The organism is Streptomyces sp. NRRL F-5122, assembly GCF_001507435.1.
Lineage (GTDB): Bacteria > Actinomycetota > Actinomycetes > Streptomycetales > Streptomycetaceae > Streptomyces > Streptomyces lannensis.
In genome coordinates this window covers 73,984-92,174 of sequence record NZ_LMWH01000105.1, presented here as the reverse complement: position 1 = coordinate 92,174, position 18,191 = coordinate 73,984, and the positions used below count along the sequence as shown (strand labels likewise).

Sequence of the window (18,191 nt, the reverse complement as noted above, 5' to 3'; positions counted from 1 at the left end):
ATCCGGCACCCGTAGGAGCCACGAGAACACCCTTGGGAGTCACACGAAAGCGCCACGGCCTCGCTGTGGTGACGCTCCGCCCCCTCCCGGCAACGGACCGCAGGCCCCTGGGGCCATGAGCCTGGCCGCCACCATAGAGGGCGGCCAGGGCTCCGGGGTTCCGCGACGCGCCGGACACGCGGCCACCGTGGCCATGGTCACAGGGCCGGACTACTGGCCCGACGGCACCGCCGTCCTCGCCGCTTCCCGCACCGCACCCGCCACCGCGCCCGCGACCTTCTCGTTGAAGACGCTCGGGACGATGTAGTTCGGGTTCAGCTCGTCCTCGGTCACCACGTCCGCGAGGGCGGTCGCGGCGGCCAGCATCATGTCCGTGTTGACGGTGCGGGACTGCGCGTCCAGCAGACCGCGGAAGACGCCGGGGAACACCAGGACGTTGTTGATCTGGTTCGGGAAGTCGGAGCGGCCCGTGGCCACAACGGCCGCCGTCTGGCGAGCGATTGCGGGGTCGACCTCGGGGTCGGGATTCGCGAGCGCGAACACGATCGCGCCGTCGGCCATGGCGGCGACGTCGTCGCCGTCGAGGACGTTCGGGGCGGAGACGCCGATGAAGACGTCCGCGTCGTGCACGGCCTCCTTGAGCGTGCCCGTCAGGCCCTCGGGGTTGGTGTTGTCGGCGATCCAGCGCAGCGGCGAGTCCGCGGCGGCGGCCACCAGGTCCTCGCGGCCGGTGTGCACGACGCCGTGGATGTCGGCGACGACCGCGTTCTTCACCCCCGCCGCGAGCAGCAGCTTGAGGATCGCCGTACCGGCCGCGCCCGCGCCCGACATGACGACCCGAACGCTCTCGATCGCCTTGCCCACCACACGAAGCGCGTTGGTCAGGGCCGCGAGCACCACGATCGCGGTGCCGTGCTGGTCGTCGTGGAAGACCGGGATGTCGAGGGCCTCGCGCAGCCGTGCCTCGATCTCGAAGCAGCGGGGTGCCGAGATGTCCTCGAGGTTGATCCCGGCGAAGCCGGGGGCGATCGCCTTGACGATCTCGACGATCGCGTCGGTGTCCTGGGTGTCGAGGCAGAGCGGCCAGGCGTCGATGCCGGCGAACCGCTTGAAGAGCGCCGCCTTGCCCTCCATCACGGGCAGCGCGGCCTTCGGGCCGATGTTGCCGAGGCCCAGCACGGCCGACCCGTCCGTCACGACCGCAACGGAGTTGCGCTTGATGGTCAGACGGCGGGCGTCCTCCGGGTTCTCCGCGATCGCCATGCAGACGCGCGCCACGCCCGGGGTGTAGATCATGGAGAGGTCGTCACGGTTGCGGATGGGGTGCTTCGACGCCATCTCGATCTTGCCGCCGAGGTGCATGAGGAAGGTACGGTCCGAGACCTTGCCCAGGGTCACGCCCTCGATGCCACGCAGCTTCCCGACGATCTCCTCGGCGTGGGAGGTCGAGGTGGCGGCGATGGTGACGTCGATACGGAGCTTCTCGTGGCCCGACGCGGTGACGTCGAGGCCCGTCACCGAGCCTCCGGAGGACTCCACGGCCGTGGTGAGCTGGGACACCGCGGTTCCGCTCGCGGGCACCTCCAGCCGGACCGTCATCGAGTAGGAGACGCTGGGCGCCGTTGCCATGGCCGACTTCCTCTGCTTTCACCGTGTCGCGTATGTGCCGTCCGATCGTCGCACCTACCGGGGAGTACGTGGTAGCCGCCCTGGATTGCGAACCTTGTGTTCAGCCGGCGTACGTTCGGAAAGCATCTTTGACCATACGAGAGGGCGGTCGCGGCGGCCAAGGAGGGGCTGTGTCACCACAGACGCCAGAGGTCCGCGCCACCCCGTGACGCGGACCTCTGCGACGTTCATGACACCGACCCGCCATGCTCGCCTCGCGGCAAGTGGTCGCTCGTAGCGACGAAGGTTGGGCCCGGGGGCTTGGATCGAGCCGGTGTCACACCCAGGCTAACAAACGGATCCCGTAAGGCCATTCCCGCACCGGAAGTTCATTTCCGCCGACCCGCGCAGGCCTCCCCCGATCAGTCCCGCAGCAGGTCCGGAACTCCGGCGCTGTCCGGTTCGTCACGCTCTCCCGAGACCACCGTCAGCTGTTGCGTCGCCCGGGTGAGGGCCACGTAGAGCACCCGCAGTCCCGCGGGGCTCTCGTCGGCGATCTCCGCGGGCGAGACGACGACGGTCGCGTCGTACTCCAGCCCCTTGGCCTCCAGGCTGCCGAGCGCCACCACTCGGTCGCCGAGCCCCTCGAGCCAGCGGGCCGCCTCGTCGCGCCGGTTCATGGCGACGACGACGCCGACCGTCCCGTCGACGCGGGCCAGCAGCCGGGCGGCCTCCTCGCGGACCGTTCGGCCCAGCGACCCGTGCACGGCCGCGAAGCGCGGCTCGACGCCGGTGGACCGCACGGCGGAGGGGGACTCGGAGCCCGGCATCGCGAGCGCGAGCACCTTCGAGGCCAGTTCGGCGATCTCCGCCGGGTTGCGGTAGTTCACCGTGAGGGTGAAACGGCGGCGCGGACGGGTGCCCAGGGCCTCCTCACGGGCCTCGGCCGCCTCGTCCGGATCGGACCAGGAGGACTGGGCCGGATCGCCGACCACCGTCCAGGTGGCGTGCCGGCCGCGCCGCCCGACCATCCGCCACTGCATCGGGGTGACGTCCTGCGCCTCGTCCACGATCACGTGCGCGTACTCGGTCCGCTCCGCCGCGAGCCGTTCGGCGCGCTCGCGCTGGGTCTCCTCGCGGACGGGCATCAGCTCCTCCAGCCCGGTCAGCTGGTCCAGCGGGTCCAGCTCGCGCTTCTTCCTCGGGCGGGCCGGCTGGCCGAGGACGGCCTGGAGCTCGTCCAGCATCGCCACGTCGTGCACGGACAGGCCCTCCCGCTTCAGGGAGCGCGCGACCCTGCGCACCTCGCCGGGGCTGAGGATGCGCCGCCCCCAGCGGCCGAGACGCCTCTCGTCGGCCATGGTGTCCAGCACGGCCTGCGGGGTCAGCTCCGGCCACCAGGCGGCCAGGAAGTCGAGGAAGGAGTCCTCCGAGGCGACGTCCTCGTCGAAGGAGGAGCGCAGCTCGGCGGCCAGTTCGGGGTCGGTGTGCCGATGGGCCGAGCCGGAGCGCGCCCACAGGGCGTCCAGCAGCAGCTTGCGGGCGCGCGGGCGCAGCAGGTTCACCGGGGCGGTGCCGCCCAGGGCGGTGCGCCGGATGCGCTCCAGTTCCTCGGCTTCCAGTTCGAGGCGGCGGCCGAAGGCGACGACCCGCAGCCGGGTGGGTGCCTCGTTGGTCTCCAGGGCGCCGCGGGCGGCCTTCCGCAGCACCTTGAGCATGCGGTGCGAGCCCTTGGCACGGGCGACGGAAGGGGAGTCGTACAGGGTTGCCTGCACCCCGTCGACGAGCGAGCCGATCGCCCGGATGGCGACCTGGCCCTCCTCACCCAGCGAGGGCAGCACTCCTTCGGTGTACGCGACCAGCAGAGGCGTGGGCGAGACGATCAGGATGCCGCCCGCATATCTGCGCCGGTCCTGGTAGAGGAGGTAGGCGGCCCGGTGCAGGGCGACGGCCGTCTTGCCCGTGCCGGGACCGCCCTCGACGTAGGTCACGGAGGAGGCGGGGGCCCGGATCACCAGGTCCTGCTCGGCCTGGATCGACGCCACGATGTCCCGCATGGTGTGCGTGCGGGCCTGGCCGAGGGCCGCCATCAGGGCGCCGTCACCGATCACGGGCAGCTCGCGGCCGTCGAGGGTCGCCGTCAGCTCGGGCCGCATCAGGTCGTCCTCGACGCCCAGCACCTGGCGCCCCTTGGAGCGGATGACCCGGCGGCGGACCACCCGCCCGGGGTCGACCGGTGTGGAGCGGTAGAAAGGAGCCGCCGCGGGCGCGCGCCAGTCGATGACCAGCGGCGCGTACTCCTCGTCGAGGACGCCGATACGGCCGATGTGCAGGGTCTCGGCGATGTCGGCGGTGTTGTCCGGCCGCACCGCGCCCTCGGCGGGCTCGACCGCCGTGTACGCGCCGTCCGGGCCCTTCTTGCCGTCCCTGCCCCGCAGCAGGTCGATGCGGCCGAAGAGGAAGTCCTCGAACTCGTTGTTGAGCCTGTTCAGGTGTACGCCCGCGCGGAAGACCTGCGCGTCCCGCTCGGCCAGGGCTCCTGGTGTGCCGACGTGCCCGCGCTGGGCGGCGTCGTGCATCAGGAACTCCGCCTCGTGGATCTTCTCCTCCAAGCGTCGGTACACCCGGTCCAGGTGTTCCTGTTCGACGCTGATCTCCCGGTCGCGGAGCGAGTCGTGCGCGGACTTGCCGACCGGGCCGAGCGCGGTTTCCTGTTGAACCTGAGCGGCCACCGGGCCCCCTTCTGACGTGCTGGGCAGCCGTCTACCGTACGCGAAGGGGGCCCGAAGAGGCTACGGCCTGCTCCGGACCCCCACACGAGTCGGCCCGCGGCGTCCCTCGTTCGTACGCCGCGGGCTTGCTCAGGCAGGTGTGCGAACGCCTACGCGTCCACCTCCACCAGTTTCTTCCCGTCGAAGGTCATGACCTCGAAGTGGTCGATCTCGTTGGGTGTGAAAGCGGCGCCACCGTGGACGTAGAGGGGCTCCTTGGCCTGCTCGGTCTTGGCGTTCGTGATGCCGTAGCCCCACTTCGGGACGGCCCACGAGGTGACCGTCTCCCGCTCGCCGTTCTTGCCGACGGCGATCAGCGAGCACTTGAGCGGACCCGTGACGTTCTTCAGCTGGAGCACCGCGTGCGTGCCCCAGTCCCTGGGCTCCATCGCGACCACGGCGTTGACCTTGGTGCTCGGGTCGGTCCCCGCGTGCTTGTCGCTCATGACCTGGAAGGCCTGCTGGGCGGGGCCCATGGCCATCGGGTCGGTGGCGCCGTGGTCGCTGCCGCCGTTCACCGCCATCACGGTGAGCGGACCGCCGATGATCAGGGCGGCCGCCGCCGCGACGAGGTAGAAACCGCGGCGGCGCTTCTGGGCCCGCCGTTCGGACACGTCGTCGATCAGCCGCTCGACCAGCCGGGGGCTGGGCTTGGCCGACAGGGACTCGCCGATGGCCGGAGACCCCTGGCTGCCCGGCAGATCCGCGAGGGCGGCCAGCATCGGCTCCATGCCCGCGAGATCGTCCAGTTGCTGTGCGCACCAGTCGCAGGTGGCGAGGTGGGCCTCGAAGGCCGTGGCCTCGGCGTCGTCCAGGATCCCGAGGGCGTAGGCGCCGACGGTCTCGTGGATGTCGCCCTGTCCCTGGGGGCCTTGTGGACCTCGCACGGCCCCAGGGCCGCCGGTGCCGAACCCCCCGTACACATTGCTCATGCCGTCACCCCCCGCTCCTCCAGTGCCAGCTTCATGGACCGCAGGGCGTAGAACACCCTTGAGCGCACCGTTCCGCTGGGGATGCCGAGCGTTTCGGCCGCCTCATTGACCGTACGCCCTTTGAAGTACGTTTCGACCAGGACCTCCCGGTGGGCCGGGGTCAGGTCGTCCAGCGCGTCCGACAGTGTCATCAGCCACAACGCCTTGTCGATCTCGTCCTCCGCGGGGATGACCTCCAGCGGCGACGGGTCGACCTCCTGCGGCCGGGCCTGCCGGCTGCGGTGACCGTCGATGACGATGCGCCGGGCGACCGTCACCAGCCAGGGGCGTACCGAACCGGTTGCTCGATTGAGCTGACCGGCGTTCTTCCAGGCACGGATGAGTGTCTCCTGCACGACGTCCTCGGCGCGCTGCCGGTCGCCGGCGACCAGGCGCAGCACATAGGCGAGCAGGGGTCCCGCGTGTTCCCGATACAGGGCACGCATCAGCTCCTCGTCGGGTTCCGGCGAGGAGGACGCCGCGGACGAGGTCATGCGATGTCGGGCCCTTGGCCTTCGTTCATCAGCCACGGCGGAATCCTTGCGCACGCCTACCTCCGATGTCCGGGGGTTCCCCCAGTCGGTCGCTCGCATCGGGATACGGGAGCGGGCACCGCCGTGTTCAAAGTGAGACCAGATTTTTCTTGGGCGAGGTGTGGGAGGCCACACCGCTGGGCACTCATTTCTCCCTCAAGGGGACATACGGCCGCTACGCCCGAGAGACGCAGGTCACAGCGGCAGTGGGCTTCACTCCCGCGGCACGCCGGATCATCCTGTGAAAATTTCCCTTGACTTCGATGAAGAAATTGTCGAGGTCTTCACGGTCCGTTTCGGATTCGGCCACCTTTTGCCACGACTCGCCCGTTTCCAGCGAGTTCCGCAAAAGCCTCTCTTTCTGCGACAGAAGGTCTACTTTCGGCGACGGTCCGATCCCTTTCCGTCACCGTTCCGCTTTCTCCGCCTCCGCGGTCCTGTTCCGCGGTACGGGCGTCGGCCGGGCATGGGGCTGCTCGACAGACGGGCCCCGGCACGGCGGACCCGGCCCGGCTCGACCCGGCTCGACCCGGCTCGACTCGGCCCGGCGCTCGGCCCGGAAAGCTTCGCGGGCGGGTCCGGGCTCGGAGGACTTCGGTCGCGGCAGGCTTCGGGCGCCGCGGGGTTCAGGCCCGGGCGAGCGCGGCCCGGCGGCGGTGGCGGGCCACGCGCTCCCGGTTGCCGCACACCTCGCTCGAGCACCAGCGGCGTCGGCGGCCCCGGGACGTGTCCAGGTACACGATGGGGCAGTTGTCGCCCTCGCACTGCCGCAGGCTCGCCCGGGCAGCGGGGTCCGTCAGCAGTTCGATCGTCTCGCGGGCCATCACGGCGAGCAGTTCCTCGCAGCGCGGCACCGTGCGCAGCCCGCGCACCAGCCCGCCGTCCGCCGCCCGCATCGCGCACGGCGCCGGCGGTGCTCCCCGTGCCACCGTGTTCACCCGCGCCAGCGCCCCGTCGGCCGGCCGGCCCTCCAATTCCCCGCGCACCAACTGGCTGATGTGAGCTCGCAGTTCGTGGAAGGCCGACAGCCAGTCCGGGTCCACCTCGGCCAGCGGCGTGCCCGCCGGGACGAGCCCGGCACCGGCGATCCACGCCCGCAACCGCTCCACCGAGTCGAGCCGTTCCTCGGGATGCGTTGTCGCCAGCAGGTCCAGGCAGATCCGCCCGGAGTCGAACCGCAGCTCGTAGGAGGCCGTGGCGCCGGTTGCCATGTGCCTGTCACCGCCTTGGGTTGCCGCCGCGGGCGGCCGGTGAGGTCCACCGGGCGGACATGTCCGCTCGAGGGCGCTGCCGGGAGAGTCCTACCGGAGGTCGTACCCCCGTTCGTACCCACTACGATGCCCGTCCGCACCCGCCCCGGAAAGGCCCCGTTCGCGCCCGCGTCCGACGCGGACCCCGCACGCGCGCCCACGCGCCCCGCGGCGGTCGCCCGGCAGGACGGCTCACACGTCGGCGTACTTGGACTCGGCCGCCGGGTCGAGCGCGAGCCGGTAGCCGCGCTTGACCACGGTCTGGATCAGCCGGGGCGCCCCCAGGGCCGTGCGCAGCCGGGCCATCGCCGTCTCCACGGCGTGCTCGTCCCGCCCGTCGCCCGGCAGTGCCCGCAGCAGCTCGGCCCGGGCGACCACCCAGCCCGGCCGCCGGCACAGGGCGCGCAGCAGGGACATACCGGCCGGCGGCACGGGCCGCAGCTCCCCGTCCACCACCACGGCATGCCCGCGGATCTCCACCCGGTGGCCCGCGACGGGCAACGCACGGCTCCGGCCGGGCAGTTCCTGGCACAGGAGCTGGACGAGCGGGCCCAGCCGGAAGCGTTCGGGCTGGATCGTGTCGAGGCCCCGTGCCTGGAGCGGAAGCGCGGTGACGGGGCCGACGCAGGCGGTCACCACGTCGTGGTGGAGGGCGGCGAGCGTCTTGGACAGCAGCCCGCGCTCCTCGGCCCGGGAGAGCAGGGACGCGGCGGCGGGCGCACTGGTGAAGGTGAGGGCGTCGAGCCCCCGTGCGACGGTCGCGTCGAGCAGCCGGTCGAGGGGCGCCGGGTCCTGCGGCGGCATCCACCGGTACACGGGCACCCCGACGACCTCGGCGCCCCCTTCACGCAGCGCCTCCACGAAGCCGGGCAGCGGCTCGCCGTGCAACTGGACGGCGACACGGCGCCCTTCGACGCCTTCGTCCAGCAGCCGGTCCAGTACCTCGGCCATCGACTCCGAGGTGGGCGACCACTCCTCGGTCAGTCCGGCGGCCCGGATGGCACCCTTGACCTTCGGTCCGCGAGCCAGCAGTTCCACCTCGCGCAGCCGGGCGAGCAGATCCCGCCCAAGACCCCAGCCGTCGGCGGCCTCGACCCAGCCCCGGAAGCCGATCGCGGTGGTGGCGACCACGACGTCCGGCGCCCGGTCGATCAGCTCCTCGGTGGCGGCGAGCAGCTCGCCGTCGTCGGCGAGCGGAACGATGCGCAGGGCGGGGGCGTGCAGCACCGCCGCACCGCGCCGCTGGAGCAGGGCGCCCAGCTCGTCGGCCCGCCGCGCGGCCGTCACCCCCACGGTGAACCCCGCGAGCGGGCCGTGTTCGGTTCGGTGCTGGTTGTCGTCCATGGCTGTCGTCCCGCACTCGAGTCGTCGTAACTGCCTGCCTGCCTGACGTACCGGGATACCCGGATGCCGACCGAGCCTGTCAACGGCGCGTGACGGGCCCGGTTCGGCTCCGTGTCGCCGGTGTTACGTCACACCTCGGCATAGCCGGGCTGCGGCTTCACCTCCGAGGCAGCGACGTCGGCCCGGGGTTCGGCGGCCGGACGGCGAAGGTATACGGCCCATGTCACCGCGAACGCCGCGGCGTAGAAGGCGAGGAAGGCCAGGAACGCGCCCGTCCCCGATCCATGGGAGAGGAAGGACTGCCGGAAGGCGAGGTTGATGCCCACGCCGCCGAGCGCGCCCACCGCCCCGATCAGCCCCATGGCGGCACCGGACAGCCGGCGGCCGTACGAGACGGCCTCCTCCCCGGTGAGCCCCCGGGCGGCGGCCTTGGTCCGGAAGATGCCGGGGATCATCTTGTACGTCGATCCGTTGCCGAGCCCGCTGAGCACGAACAGCACCACGAAGACGGCGACGAACAGCGGCAGCGACTTCCGCGCACCGGCCACGACCAGCACCGCGGTGGCGGCGGCCATGGCGATGAAGTTCCACAGGGTGATCCTCGCACCGCCGTACCGGTCCGCGAGCCGGCCGCCCACGGGGCGGACGAGGGAGCCGAGGAGCGGGCCGATGAAGGTGAGGTAGGCCGCCTGCAGCGGAGTCCGTCCGAACTCGTTCTGGAGCACCTGACCGAAGGCGAAGCTGTAGCCGATGAAGGACCCGAAGGTGCCGATGTACAGGAAGGACATGATCCAGGTGTGGACGTCCTTCGCGGCCTCGAGGGCGGCGCCGGTGTCGTTCCTGACGGACGTGATGTTGTCCATGAACAGCGCGGCGAGCACGGCGGCCACGACCACGAGCGGGATGTAGATCCCGAGCAGCACCCGTGGTCCACCGCCCGCGCCGATGACCGCGAGCGCGACGAGCTGGATGACGGGCACGCCGATGTTGCCCCCGCCGGCGTTGAGTCCGAGGGCCCATCCCTTCTTCCGCAGCGGGAAGAAGGCGTTGATGTTGGTCATGGAGGAGGCGAAGTTGCCGCCGCCGATTCCGGCGAGCAGCCCGACCCACAGGAAGGTGGAGAAGGAGGTGCCCGGCTCCATGACGGCAAACGCGGCGACGGTCGGGATCAGCAGCAGACCGGCGGAGACGACCGTCCAGTTCCGCCCGCCGAAGGCGGCCACCGCGAAGGTGTAGGGCACGCGGACGACGGCCCCGACGAGCGTGACCACCGAGGTGAGCAGGAACTTGTCGGCGGGAGTCAGGCCGTACTCGGGTCCCATGAAGAGCACGAGCACCGACCACAGGGTCCAGATCGAGAAGCCGATGTGCTCGGAGAGGACCGACAGGACGAGATTGCGCCGGGCGGTCCTCTGCCCGGTCTGCCTCCAGAAGGTCTCGTCCTCCGGGTCCCAGTGGTCGATCCAGCGGCCTCCCCCGCGCGGTGCGGGAGCTGTGTTCGGGGCTGACATGGCGCCTCCACGGTTCTCCGGTGCCCTGACGTCGTACGCGCTGACGAGACCCGAAGGTAGGAACAACGCGTTTCCGCGCTGTGGCCCCGGGTGACCGGAAGGGAACGTTGCTCTCACGCGGTGCGAAGGGACACGGTGAGGCGGGCCGCCGACCGGTCGTCGAAGCGCCCTGGGCGCAGGGCTCTGCCGGCGGCGAAGGCCGGACCGGTGCCGCGATTCGACCTCCGGGCCGGCCCCGGACTCAGCCGGCTCCCATCACATGTGCGTCCGCGGCCGGAAGCCATGCTCCGTCCGCGGGGCGCAACCACCGGTCCTCCGCACCCAGTTCGACCGCAGCCCGTCGAAGCGCATCGATTCCGGGGTGGGCCACGCCCTTTCGCCACACCAGGGACACGGGTGACAGGGGAACCGGGTCGACCAGCGGCCGCAGCACCATCCGCGGCATGGGCGGGAAGTCCACCACGGCCAGGATCGGGTTTCCCCGCTTCGCCATGATCCGCTGGAATTCCTCCGCGCCCACGGCGAGCGGAGCGGGGGACGCCAGCCGTATGCCCCGGTTCTCGAAGAGGCGCCGCGCGAGGTCCGTCCACTCCGGGGTCCTCGGGTTCCCGGCACCCGCGTACACGGTCTCACCGGCCAGTTCGGACAGCGGCACCTCGGCCAGGGGCGCAAGCCGATGGTCCTCGGGCAGGACGATCGCCATCCGCTCGTAGCGCACCGGCTGCTGGTCCAGCCGCGCCCGAACCGCAGGGTCCAGTCCCGCGAACCGCCCGAAGGACACATCGAGCCGTCCGGCCAGTATCTCCGCGGCGGCCCCGGTCAGCCCGCTTTCGTAGCGCGCCATCAGGTCGATGTCCGGGACGAGTTCACGAGCCCGTTCCAGGACCCGGCCGCCGATCAGGCCGGGGCTGTTGACGTCCACCAGCAGGGGCCGCTCGGGCTCCGCGGCCCGCCCGAACGCGGCGAGCAGGGCACTCTGCGCCTCCAGGACCCGGCGCGCGTACGGCAGCAGGCGCGCACCGTCGGGTGTCAGCGCCACCTGGCGGGTGGTGCGGACGAACAGCTCGGCGCCCAGTTCCCGTTCCAGCCGGCGGATGTCGCGGCTCAGGGCCTGCTGGGCCAGGTAGAGGCGGCTCGCTGCCCGGGTGAAGTGGAGCTCCTCCGCCACGGCGAGAAACGAGCGCAGGAGGCGGGTGTCGAGGCCGGTGGCGGGCATCCGGGAAACCTACAACCCAGGTGCGTCAATCGCCATGGAATTCGGTGTTGGACGCCAGGTCAGAGCCTGGGCGAGGGTTGATCCATGTCGCAGGCCGCCTCCGCAGCAGATCCGTCCCGGAACCCCTACCGCCGTCTCTTCGCCCTGCCCGGCACGCTTGCCTTCACGATCGGGAACCTCGTGGCGCGGCTCCCCATGGGCATGTTCAGTGTGAGTGCGGTGATCATGATCGCGGGGGCGCGTGGCTCGTACGCGCTCGCCGGCGCCGTCACCGCCACCGGTCTGCTGGCCACGGCCGTCGTCGCGCCCTGGGTCGCGCGCCTGGTAGACCGCCACGGCCAGGCCCGGATCGCCGTACCCGCGACGGCGTTCTCCCTGCTCGGCGGCCTGTCCCTGCTCCTCTGCGTGCACTACGACGCCCCGGACTGGACCCTCTTCGCCGCCTATGCCGCCACCGCCACCACACCCAACATCGGCGGTATGTCCCGAGCTCGCTGGGCCCATCTCTTCAAGAGCGAGCCCGAGGCCCTGCACACCGCGAACTCCTTCGAACAGGCTGCGGACGAACTGTGTTTCATGCTCGGGCCGGTGCTCGCCGCCTTCCTGTGCGGCACGCTGTTCCCGGAGGCGGGCACCCTGGCCGGCGGGATCCTGCTGATGGCGGGCATGCTGCTCTTCACCGCGCAGCGGGCGACGGAACCGCCGCCGAGCCGGGGCACCGGAGCGGCTCCACCGCTCCGCGCCCCCGGCATGCCCCCGCTCCTGCTCGGTCTTCTCGCCACCGGCGCGGTCTTCGGTTCGATGGAGGTCGTCACCATCGCGTTCGCGGACGCGCAGGGGCACAGGTCGGCCGCGGGTGCCGTGCTCGCCCTCCAGGCCGCGGGGTCGTGCGCCGCCGGCCTGCTGTACGGTGCGCTGAAGCCGACCGGACCCGCCGAGCTCCGCCACCCCTGGTGCCTGGCCGCCATGACGGGCCTGATGAGCCTGCCCCTGCTCGCGGCCCGTACCACCGGCTCGCTGACCGCGCTGGCACCGGCCCTCCTGCTGGCGGGCATGGCCACCGCCCCCACCATGGTCACGACGATGACCCTGGTCCAGCAGCGCACCCCCGAGGGCCGGTTGAACGAGGGCATGACCCTCGCGGTCACCGGCCTGCTGGGCGGCGTCGCCGGTGGTTCCGCCATCGGCGGCTGGGCGGCGGAGCATCTGTCCCCGGCCACCGGCTTCGCGGTACCGACGACCGCGGCGGCCCTCGCTCTGCTGATCGCGACCGGCCACACCGCCGCCACCCGCAACAAGCGGCGCGCGGCGGCCGCCCGGCGCCCCTGACGAAACCCCGCGCCGGGCCGCGCCCCACCTGGACGACCGACCACCGGCCTCGCCGTACCGACACCCCCCGGCGGCCCGCTCCGCTGATCGCGACGGTGTGCGGGCCGGGTGTTCACCGTCCCGTGGACTCCCGCCGGCACTCCGCGACGGCGCTCGGCGGCGCGGCGAATCTCCGCTGATTCGTGCGCCGCCCATTGACGCGACCGGAGCCCCCACATACCTTCCCCCGTCGAAGCGCTTCGACGTCACGCATCGAAACGATTCGACGACGGTTGCGTGGCACCCCAGACCCCCATCCGACTCCCCTGGAGGCACTGGATGTTGACGGCACGAAGGCGTGTGGTGGCGACGGCGGCGGCGGTCCTGACCGGATCCCTGCTCCTGGCCTCCTGCGGCGGCTCGGACAGCGGATCCTCCGACGGCAAGACGCTGAAACTGTGGCACTACGAGGCCCCGAACAGTGCGATGGGCATCGCCTGGAACGAGGCCATCAAGGAGTTCGAGGCGAAACACCCGGGCGTGAAGGTGAAGTTCGAGGAGAAGGGCTTCGAACAGATCCAGAAGACGGCGCCCATGGTCCTCAACTCCTCCGACGCGCCCGATCTCATGGAGTACAACAAGGGCAACGCGACGGCGGGCCTGCTCTCCAAGCAGGGGCTCCTCACCGATCTGACCCCTGTGGTCACCGAGCACGGCTGGGACAAGATGCTCAGCGCGGGCGTCAAGACCACCAGTCAGTACGACGCGAACGGCGTCATGGGGTCCGGGAAGTGGTACGGAATACCCAATTACGCCGAATACACCATGGTCTTCTACAACAAGGACCTCTTCAAGAAGTACGGCATCGCCGAGCCGAAGACGTTCGACGACCTCACCGCCGCCATGGACACCTTCGTCGCCAAGGGCGTCACCCCGCTCGCCAACGCCGGCGCCGAGTACCCGGCCCAGCAGTACCTCTACCAGCTGGCCCTGTCCAAGGCCGACCGCTCCTGGGTCGACTCCTACGAGCTCTACAAGGGCAAGCCCGACTTCCACGACGCCGCCTGGACGTACGGCGCCACCACCTTCGCCGACTGGGTGAAGAAGGGCTACATCGGCAAGACGTCCAGCGGCGCCAAGGCCGAGGACGCCGGCGTCGCCTTCATCCAGGGCAAGAACCCCATCCTGTTCAGCGGCAGCTGGTGGTACGGCCGCTTCAAGGCGGAGAACAAGTTCGACTGGGGCACCATGCTGTGGCCCGGCTCGAACCTGACCCTCGGCTCCGGCGGCAACCTGTGGGTCGTCCCCAAGGGCGCGAAGAACAAGGACCTCGCCTACGACTTCATCGACATCACCATGTCCAAGAAGATCCAGAACCTGCTGGGCAACAAGGGCGGCGTGCCCGTCGCCGCAGACGCGTCCGCCATCACGGACCCGCAGGCGGGGACCCTCATCTCGAACTTCAACACCCTGTCCGACCGTGACGGCCTGGCCTTCTACCCCGACTGGCCCGTCCCCGGCTTCTACGACGTCCTCGTCTCCGAGACCCAGAAGCTGATCACGGGCAGCGAGAAGCCGGACGACTTCCTCGACCATGTGCAGCAGGCGTACGACAAGGGCGTGCCGCAGCAATGACGGTCACCGTCGAACGGGGCGCGCGGGCCGTCGGCAGACAGCCGCACACCGGCCCGCGCCGCCCGCGCACCTCGTACGCCCTCTTCCTGCTCCCCGGCGTGCTCACCTTTCTCGTCGTGGTCGTCGTCCCGTTCCTGATGAACACGGGTGTGAGCTTCACCGAGTGGAGCGGCGTCGGCTCGCCGAAGTGGTCCGGGCTCGCCAACTACCGCGAGCTGATGGACGACGGCGAGTTCTGGGCGTCCTTCCGGCACAGCCTGTTCATGGTCGTCGCCATGGCCGTCGTACCGACGGTGGTCGGACTCGTCCTGGCCGCGGCGCTGTTCGACTACATCGGCAAGCATTTCGGCACGAAGACCGCCGCCGTGCTCCGCGCCTGCTTCTACCTCCCGCAGGTGCTGCCCATCGCGGTCGCCGGCATCGTCTGGAGCTGGATCCTCGCACCCGACAACGGCGCCCTGAACGCGCTGCTGAAGGCGATCGGGCTCGGCTCCTGGCAGCAGGACTGGCTCGGTGATCCGGACATCGCCCTCTACAGCGTCATGGGGGTGATGGTGTGGGTGCAGATCGGCTTCCCGCTCGTCGTCTTCATGGCGGGTCTCCAGCGCGTCGACCCGCAACTGTACGAGGCAGCCGAACTGGACGGCGCGGGCTGGTGGCGCCGCTTCTGGCACATCACGCTGCCGCAGATCAGGCCCGAGATCTCGGTGGTGCTGACCTGGTGCACGATCGCCGCGCTCAAGGTCTTCGGGGCGGTCTATGTGCTGACCAAGGGCGGCCCGGGCGGCGCGACCGACGTCCCGTCGTACTTCTCCTTCACCACGTTCTTCGAGAAGACCCAGGTCGGTTACGGCGCCGCGATCTCCACCGTGCTGACCGTGATCATCCTGCTGCTCTCCCTGGTGGGCCTGAGGCTTCAGACCCGCGCCGAGGACGCCGAGGAAGGGGTCCGCGCATGACCACCGCCCTACGCCGCTACCCCGTGCTCGTCGCCCTCTGCCTGGCGGCCCTGTTCATGGTGCTGCCGTTCCTCATCGTCGCGGTCAACGCCTTCAAGTCGCCCGCCGAATACTCCCAGCACGGCCCGCTGAGCCTGCCGGGGGGCTTCTACGTCGACGGTCTCAAGGACTTCTGGCAGCGCGTGGACTACAGCCAGAAGCTCCTCAACTCGGTACTGATCAGCGGCTGTGTCGCGGTTCTCGCCGCGGTTCTGTCGATCCTCAACGCCTACGCGATCGGCATCGGCCGCATCAAGGGCCGCACCTGGGTGCTGGCCTTCTTCGTGCTGGCCAACGTGCTGCCGCAGGAGGCGCTGGTCTATCCGCTGTACTACCTCAGCAAGCAGGTCGGCCTCTATGACACACGGCTGAGCGTGATCATCGTCTTCACGGTGATCCAGTCCGCCTTCGGCACCTATCTGCTCTCCTCCGTCCTCGGGCAGTTCCCGCGCGAGATCATCGAGGCGGCCCGGATCGACGGGGCGAACCGGTGGCAGGTGCTGTGGCGCATCGTGGTCCCGGTCAGCCGCCCCACCATCGGCGTGCTGCTCGTCTTCTTCTTCATCTGGACGTGGAACGAGTTCCTGCTCCCGCTGGTCATGCTGATCTCCAACGACAACCAGACGGTGTCGGTGGCGCTCGGCGTGCTCCAGGGCCAGCGGCTGATGGACGCCACGATGACCAATGCGGCGGCCCTGCTGGGCGTCCTGCCCGCACTCGTCTTCTTCCTCGTCTTCCAGCGGACTCTCACCCGCGGCATCGCCGTGGGTGCCGTCAAGTAGGGGGTACGCGCTTGAAGTTCACCGACGGCTACTGGCTGCTGCGCGAAGGCGTCACCGCGGCCCACCCGGTGGAGGTCCTCGATGTGACCGCCTCCCCGGGGGCACTGGAGATCCACGCGCCGACGCAGCCCATCCGCCACCGCGGCGACCTGTTGAAGGGACCGGTCGTGACGATCAGCGCGCACGCGCCGATGCCGGACGTCATCGGCGTCACCTTCACCCACTTCGAGGGCGAGCAGCCCCGGGGCCCCCGTTTCGAGGTGCGGGCGGAGGACGGCTTCGCACCGCACACGGAGTACGACGAGGACCACGCCACCCTCACCTCGGGCGCCCTGTCGGTACGGGTCGCCCGCACCGGCCGCTGGCGGATCGACTTCCTGGCCCACGGACGCACCCTGACCACCAGCGGACCCAAGGGCATGGGCATCATGCGGGACCCCGGCGGCGCCCACTATCTGCGCGAACAGCTGAACCTCGGCGTCGGGGCCTCAGTGTACGGCCTCGGCGAACGCTTCGGGCCGCTGCGGAAGAACGGCCAGGTCGTCGACATGTGGAACGCCGACGGCGGCACGGCGACCGAACAGGCCTACAAGAACGTCCCGTTCTATCTGACAGACGCGGGCTACGGGGTCTTCGTCGACCACCCGGGCAAGGTGTCCTTCGAGGTCGGCTCGGAGGCGGTGTCCCGGGTCCAGTTCAGCGTGGAGGGTCAGCAGCTGACGTACTACGTCGTCTACGGCCCGACCCCGAAGGAGATCCTGCGCAAGTACACGGCCCTCACCGGCCGCCCCGCCCTGCCGCCCGCCTGGTCCTTCGGCCTGTGGCTGTCCACGTCCTTCACCACCTCCTACGACGAGGGCACCGTCACCTCCTTCATCGACGGCATGAAGGAGCGCGAACTTCCCCTGTCCGTCTTCCACTTCGACTGCTTCTGGATGCGCGAGTTCAACTGGTGCGACTTCCGGTGGGATCCGCGCGTGTTCCCGGACCCCGAAGGCATGCTGTCCCGGCTCAAGGACAAGGGCCTGCACATCTGCGTCTGGATCAACCCGTACATCGCCCAGCGCTCGCCGCTCTTCGCCGAGGGCAAGGCCCTCGGCCATCTGCTGCGCCGCCCGGACGGCAGTGTGTGGCAGTGGGACCTGTGGCAGCCGGGCATGGCACTCGTCGACTTCACCAGCCCGGCCGCGCGCGACTGGTACGCCGCCAAACTGGAGGCGCTGCTGGCGCAGGGCGTGGACTGCTTCAAGACCGACTTCGGCGAGCGCATCCCGGTGGACGTGGCGTACGCGGACGGCTCGGACCCCGAGCGGATGCACAACTACTACACGTACCTGTACAACCGCACCGTCTTCGACGTGCTGCGCAAGCACCGCGGAGAGGGCGAGGCCGTCGTCTTCGCGCGCTCGGCCACGGCGGGCAGCCAGCACTTCCCCGTCCACTGGGGTGGCGACTGCGAGGCCACGTACGAGTCGATGGCCGAGTCGCTGCGCGGCGGGCTCAGTCTCGGCATGTCCGGCTTCGGGTTCTGGAGCCATGACATCGGCGGCTTCGAGGGCACGCCCAGCGCGGCGCTGTTCAAACGGTGGCTCGCCTTCGGGCTGATGTCCTCGCACAGCCGGCTGCACGGCTCCTCGTCCTACCGGGTGCCCTGGCTCTTCGACGAGGAGGCCGTCGACGTCCTGCGCCTGTTCACCCGGCTGAAGCTGCGCCTGATGCCGTATCTGTACGAGACCGCGCGCACCGCCCACACCGACGGCGTGCCGATGATGCGGTCGATGGTGCTGGAGTTCCCGGACGACCCCGGGTGCGCACATCTGGAGCGGCAGTACATGCTCGGTTCCGACCTGCTGGTCGCGCCGGTCTTCAGCGACGAGGGGGACGTCTCGTACTACGTGCCCGAGGGCGAGTGGACCCATCTGCTCGACGGGCGGACGGTCACCGGGCCGCGCTGGGTCCGCGAGCGGCACGGTTTCTCCAGCATGCCGCTGCTGGTGAGGCCCGGTGCGGTGATCCCGATGGGCGCGGTGGACGACCGGCCCGACTACCCCTACGCGGACGGGGTCACCCTGCATGCCTACGGCCTCGGGCGCGGGGCACGGGTGACGGTGCCGGTCGGGGACGTGACCTTCACCGTCGTCCGGGAGGGGGACACACTGCGGGCCTCCAGCAGTGATCCTGCGGCCCCCTGGGCGCTGGCCTGCGGGGACCGTGTCGTACGGGCGGCCGCGGGCACCGGGTTCCTCTCCCTGGAACTGGGCTGA

13 protein-coding genes are annotated in these 18,191 nt (G+C 70.5%); 5 read left to right on the top strand and 8 right to left on the bottom strand.

The genetic code is table 11. The features are described from left to right. Positions 1-210: 210 nt before the first annotated feature. From ADL25_RS12785 to ADL25_RS12750, 8 genes are all read right to left on the bottom strand, one after another. Entirely contained in the window at positions 211-1,629 is a 1,419-nt protein-coding gene (locus ADL25_RS12785; protein WP_059127814.1) for an NAD-dependent malic enzyme, read from the bottom strand. 401 nt (positions 1,630-2,030) lie between these two features. Next, a complete protein-coding gene (locus ADL25_RS12780; RefSeq protein WP_059127813.1) occupies positions 2,031-4,340 on the bottom strand; it encodes a HelD family protein in 2,310 nt (769 codons plus the stop codon). Positions 4,341-4,489: 149 nt separating this feature from the next. Next, the gene (locus tag ADL25_RS12775) at positions 4,490-5,311 is read right to left on the bottom strand and encodes an anti-sigma factor family protein (RefSeq protein ID WP_059127812.1); all 822 of its coding nucleotides are present in this window, start codon (positions 5,309-5,311) and stop codon (positions 4,490-4,492) included. After that, positions 5,308-5,844, bottom strand: coding sequence for a sigma-70 family RNA polymerase sigma factor (locus tag ADL25_RS12770; RefSeq protein WP_059127811.1), 537 nt, complete (start codon positions 5,842-5,844; stop codon positions 5,308-5,310). The genes ADL25_RS12775 and ADL25_RS12770 overlap by 4 nt, the downstream gene beginning before the upstream one ends. Before the next feature lie 665 nt (positions 5,845-6,509). Next, positions 6,510-7,094 carry a CGNR zinc finger domain-containing protein gene (locus ADL25_RS12765; RefSeq protein WP_059127810.1) on the bottom strand — a complete coding sequence of 195 codons (585 nt, stop codon included), beginning with the start codon at positions 7,092-7,094 and terminating at the stop codon, positions 6,510-6,512. A 231-nt stretch (positions 7,095-7,325) separates the two neighbouring features. Then, entirely contained in the window at positions 7,326-8,477 is a 1,152-nt protein-coding gene (locus tag ADL25_RS12760; protein ID WP_059127809.1) for a uroporphyrinogen-III synthase, read from the bottom strand. Between the two features lie 128 nt (positions 8,478-8,605). After that, a complete protein-coding gene (locus ADL25_RS12755) occupies positions 8,606-9,988 on the bottom strand; it encodes an MFS transporter (protein WP_059127808.1) in 1,383 nt (460 codons plus the stop codon). A 241-nt stretch (positions 9,989-10,229) separates the two neighbouring features. Then, positions 10,230-11,204, bottom strand: coding sequence for a LysR family transcriptional regulator (locus ADL25_RS12750; protein WP_059127807.1), 975 nt, complete (start codon positions 11,202-11,204; stop codon positions 10,230-10,232). Between the two features lie 84 nt (positions 11,205-11,288). On the opposite strand from ADL25_RS12750, the gene ADL25_RS12745 reads away from it, so the two are divergent. The 5 genes from ADL25_RS12745 to yicI all read left to right on the top strand — a co-directional run bounded on the left by ADL25_RS12745 (position 11,289) and on the right by yicI (position 18,191). Next, positions 11,289-12,533 (top strand): MFS transporter, encoded by a 1,245-nt coding sequence (locus ADL25_RS12745; protein WP_059127806.1) that lies wholly within the window; start codon positions 11,289-11,291, stop codon positions 12,531-12,533. A gap of 318 nt (positions 12,534-12,851) precedes the next feature. Next, positions 12,852-14,147, top strand: a complete 1,296-nt coding sequence (locus ADL25_RS12740; RefSeq protein ID WP_059127805.1) for an ABC transporter substrate-binding protein — start codon at positions 12,852-12,854, stop codon at positions 14,145-14,147. Continuing rightward, positions 14,144-15,106, top strand: coding sequence for a carbohydrate ABC transporter permease (locus tag ADL25_RS12735; RefSeq protein ID WP_059127804.1), 963 nt, complete (start codon positions 14,144-14,146; stop codon positions 15,104-15,106). Before ADL25_RS12740 ends, ADL25_RS12735 begins: the two co-directional genes overlap by 4 nt. Continuing rightward, complete coding sequence (locus ADL25_RS12730) at positions 15,103-15,927, top strand: carbohydrate ABC transporter permease (protein WP_059127803.1); 825 nt, start codon at positions 15,103-15,105, stop codon at positions 15,925-15,927. Before ADL25_RS12735 ends, ADL25_RS12730 begins: the two co-directional genes overlap by 4 nt. Before the next feature lie 11 nt (positions 15,928-15,938). Beyond that, entirely contained in the window at positions 15,939-18,191 is a 2,253-nt protein-coding gene (yicI, locus tag ADL25_RS12725; RefSeq protein ID WP_059127802.1) for an alpha-xylosidase, read from the top strand.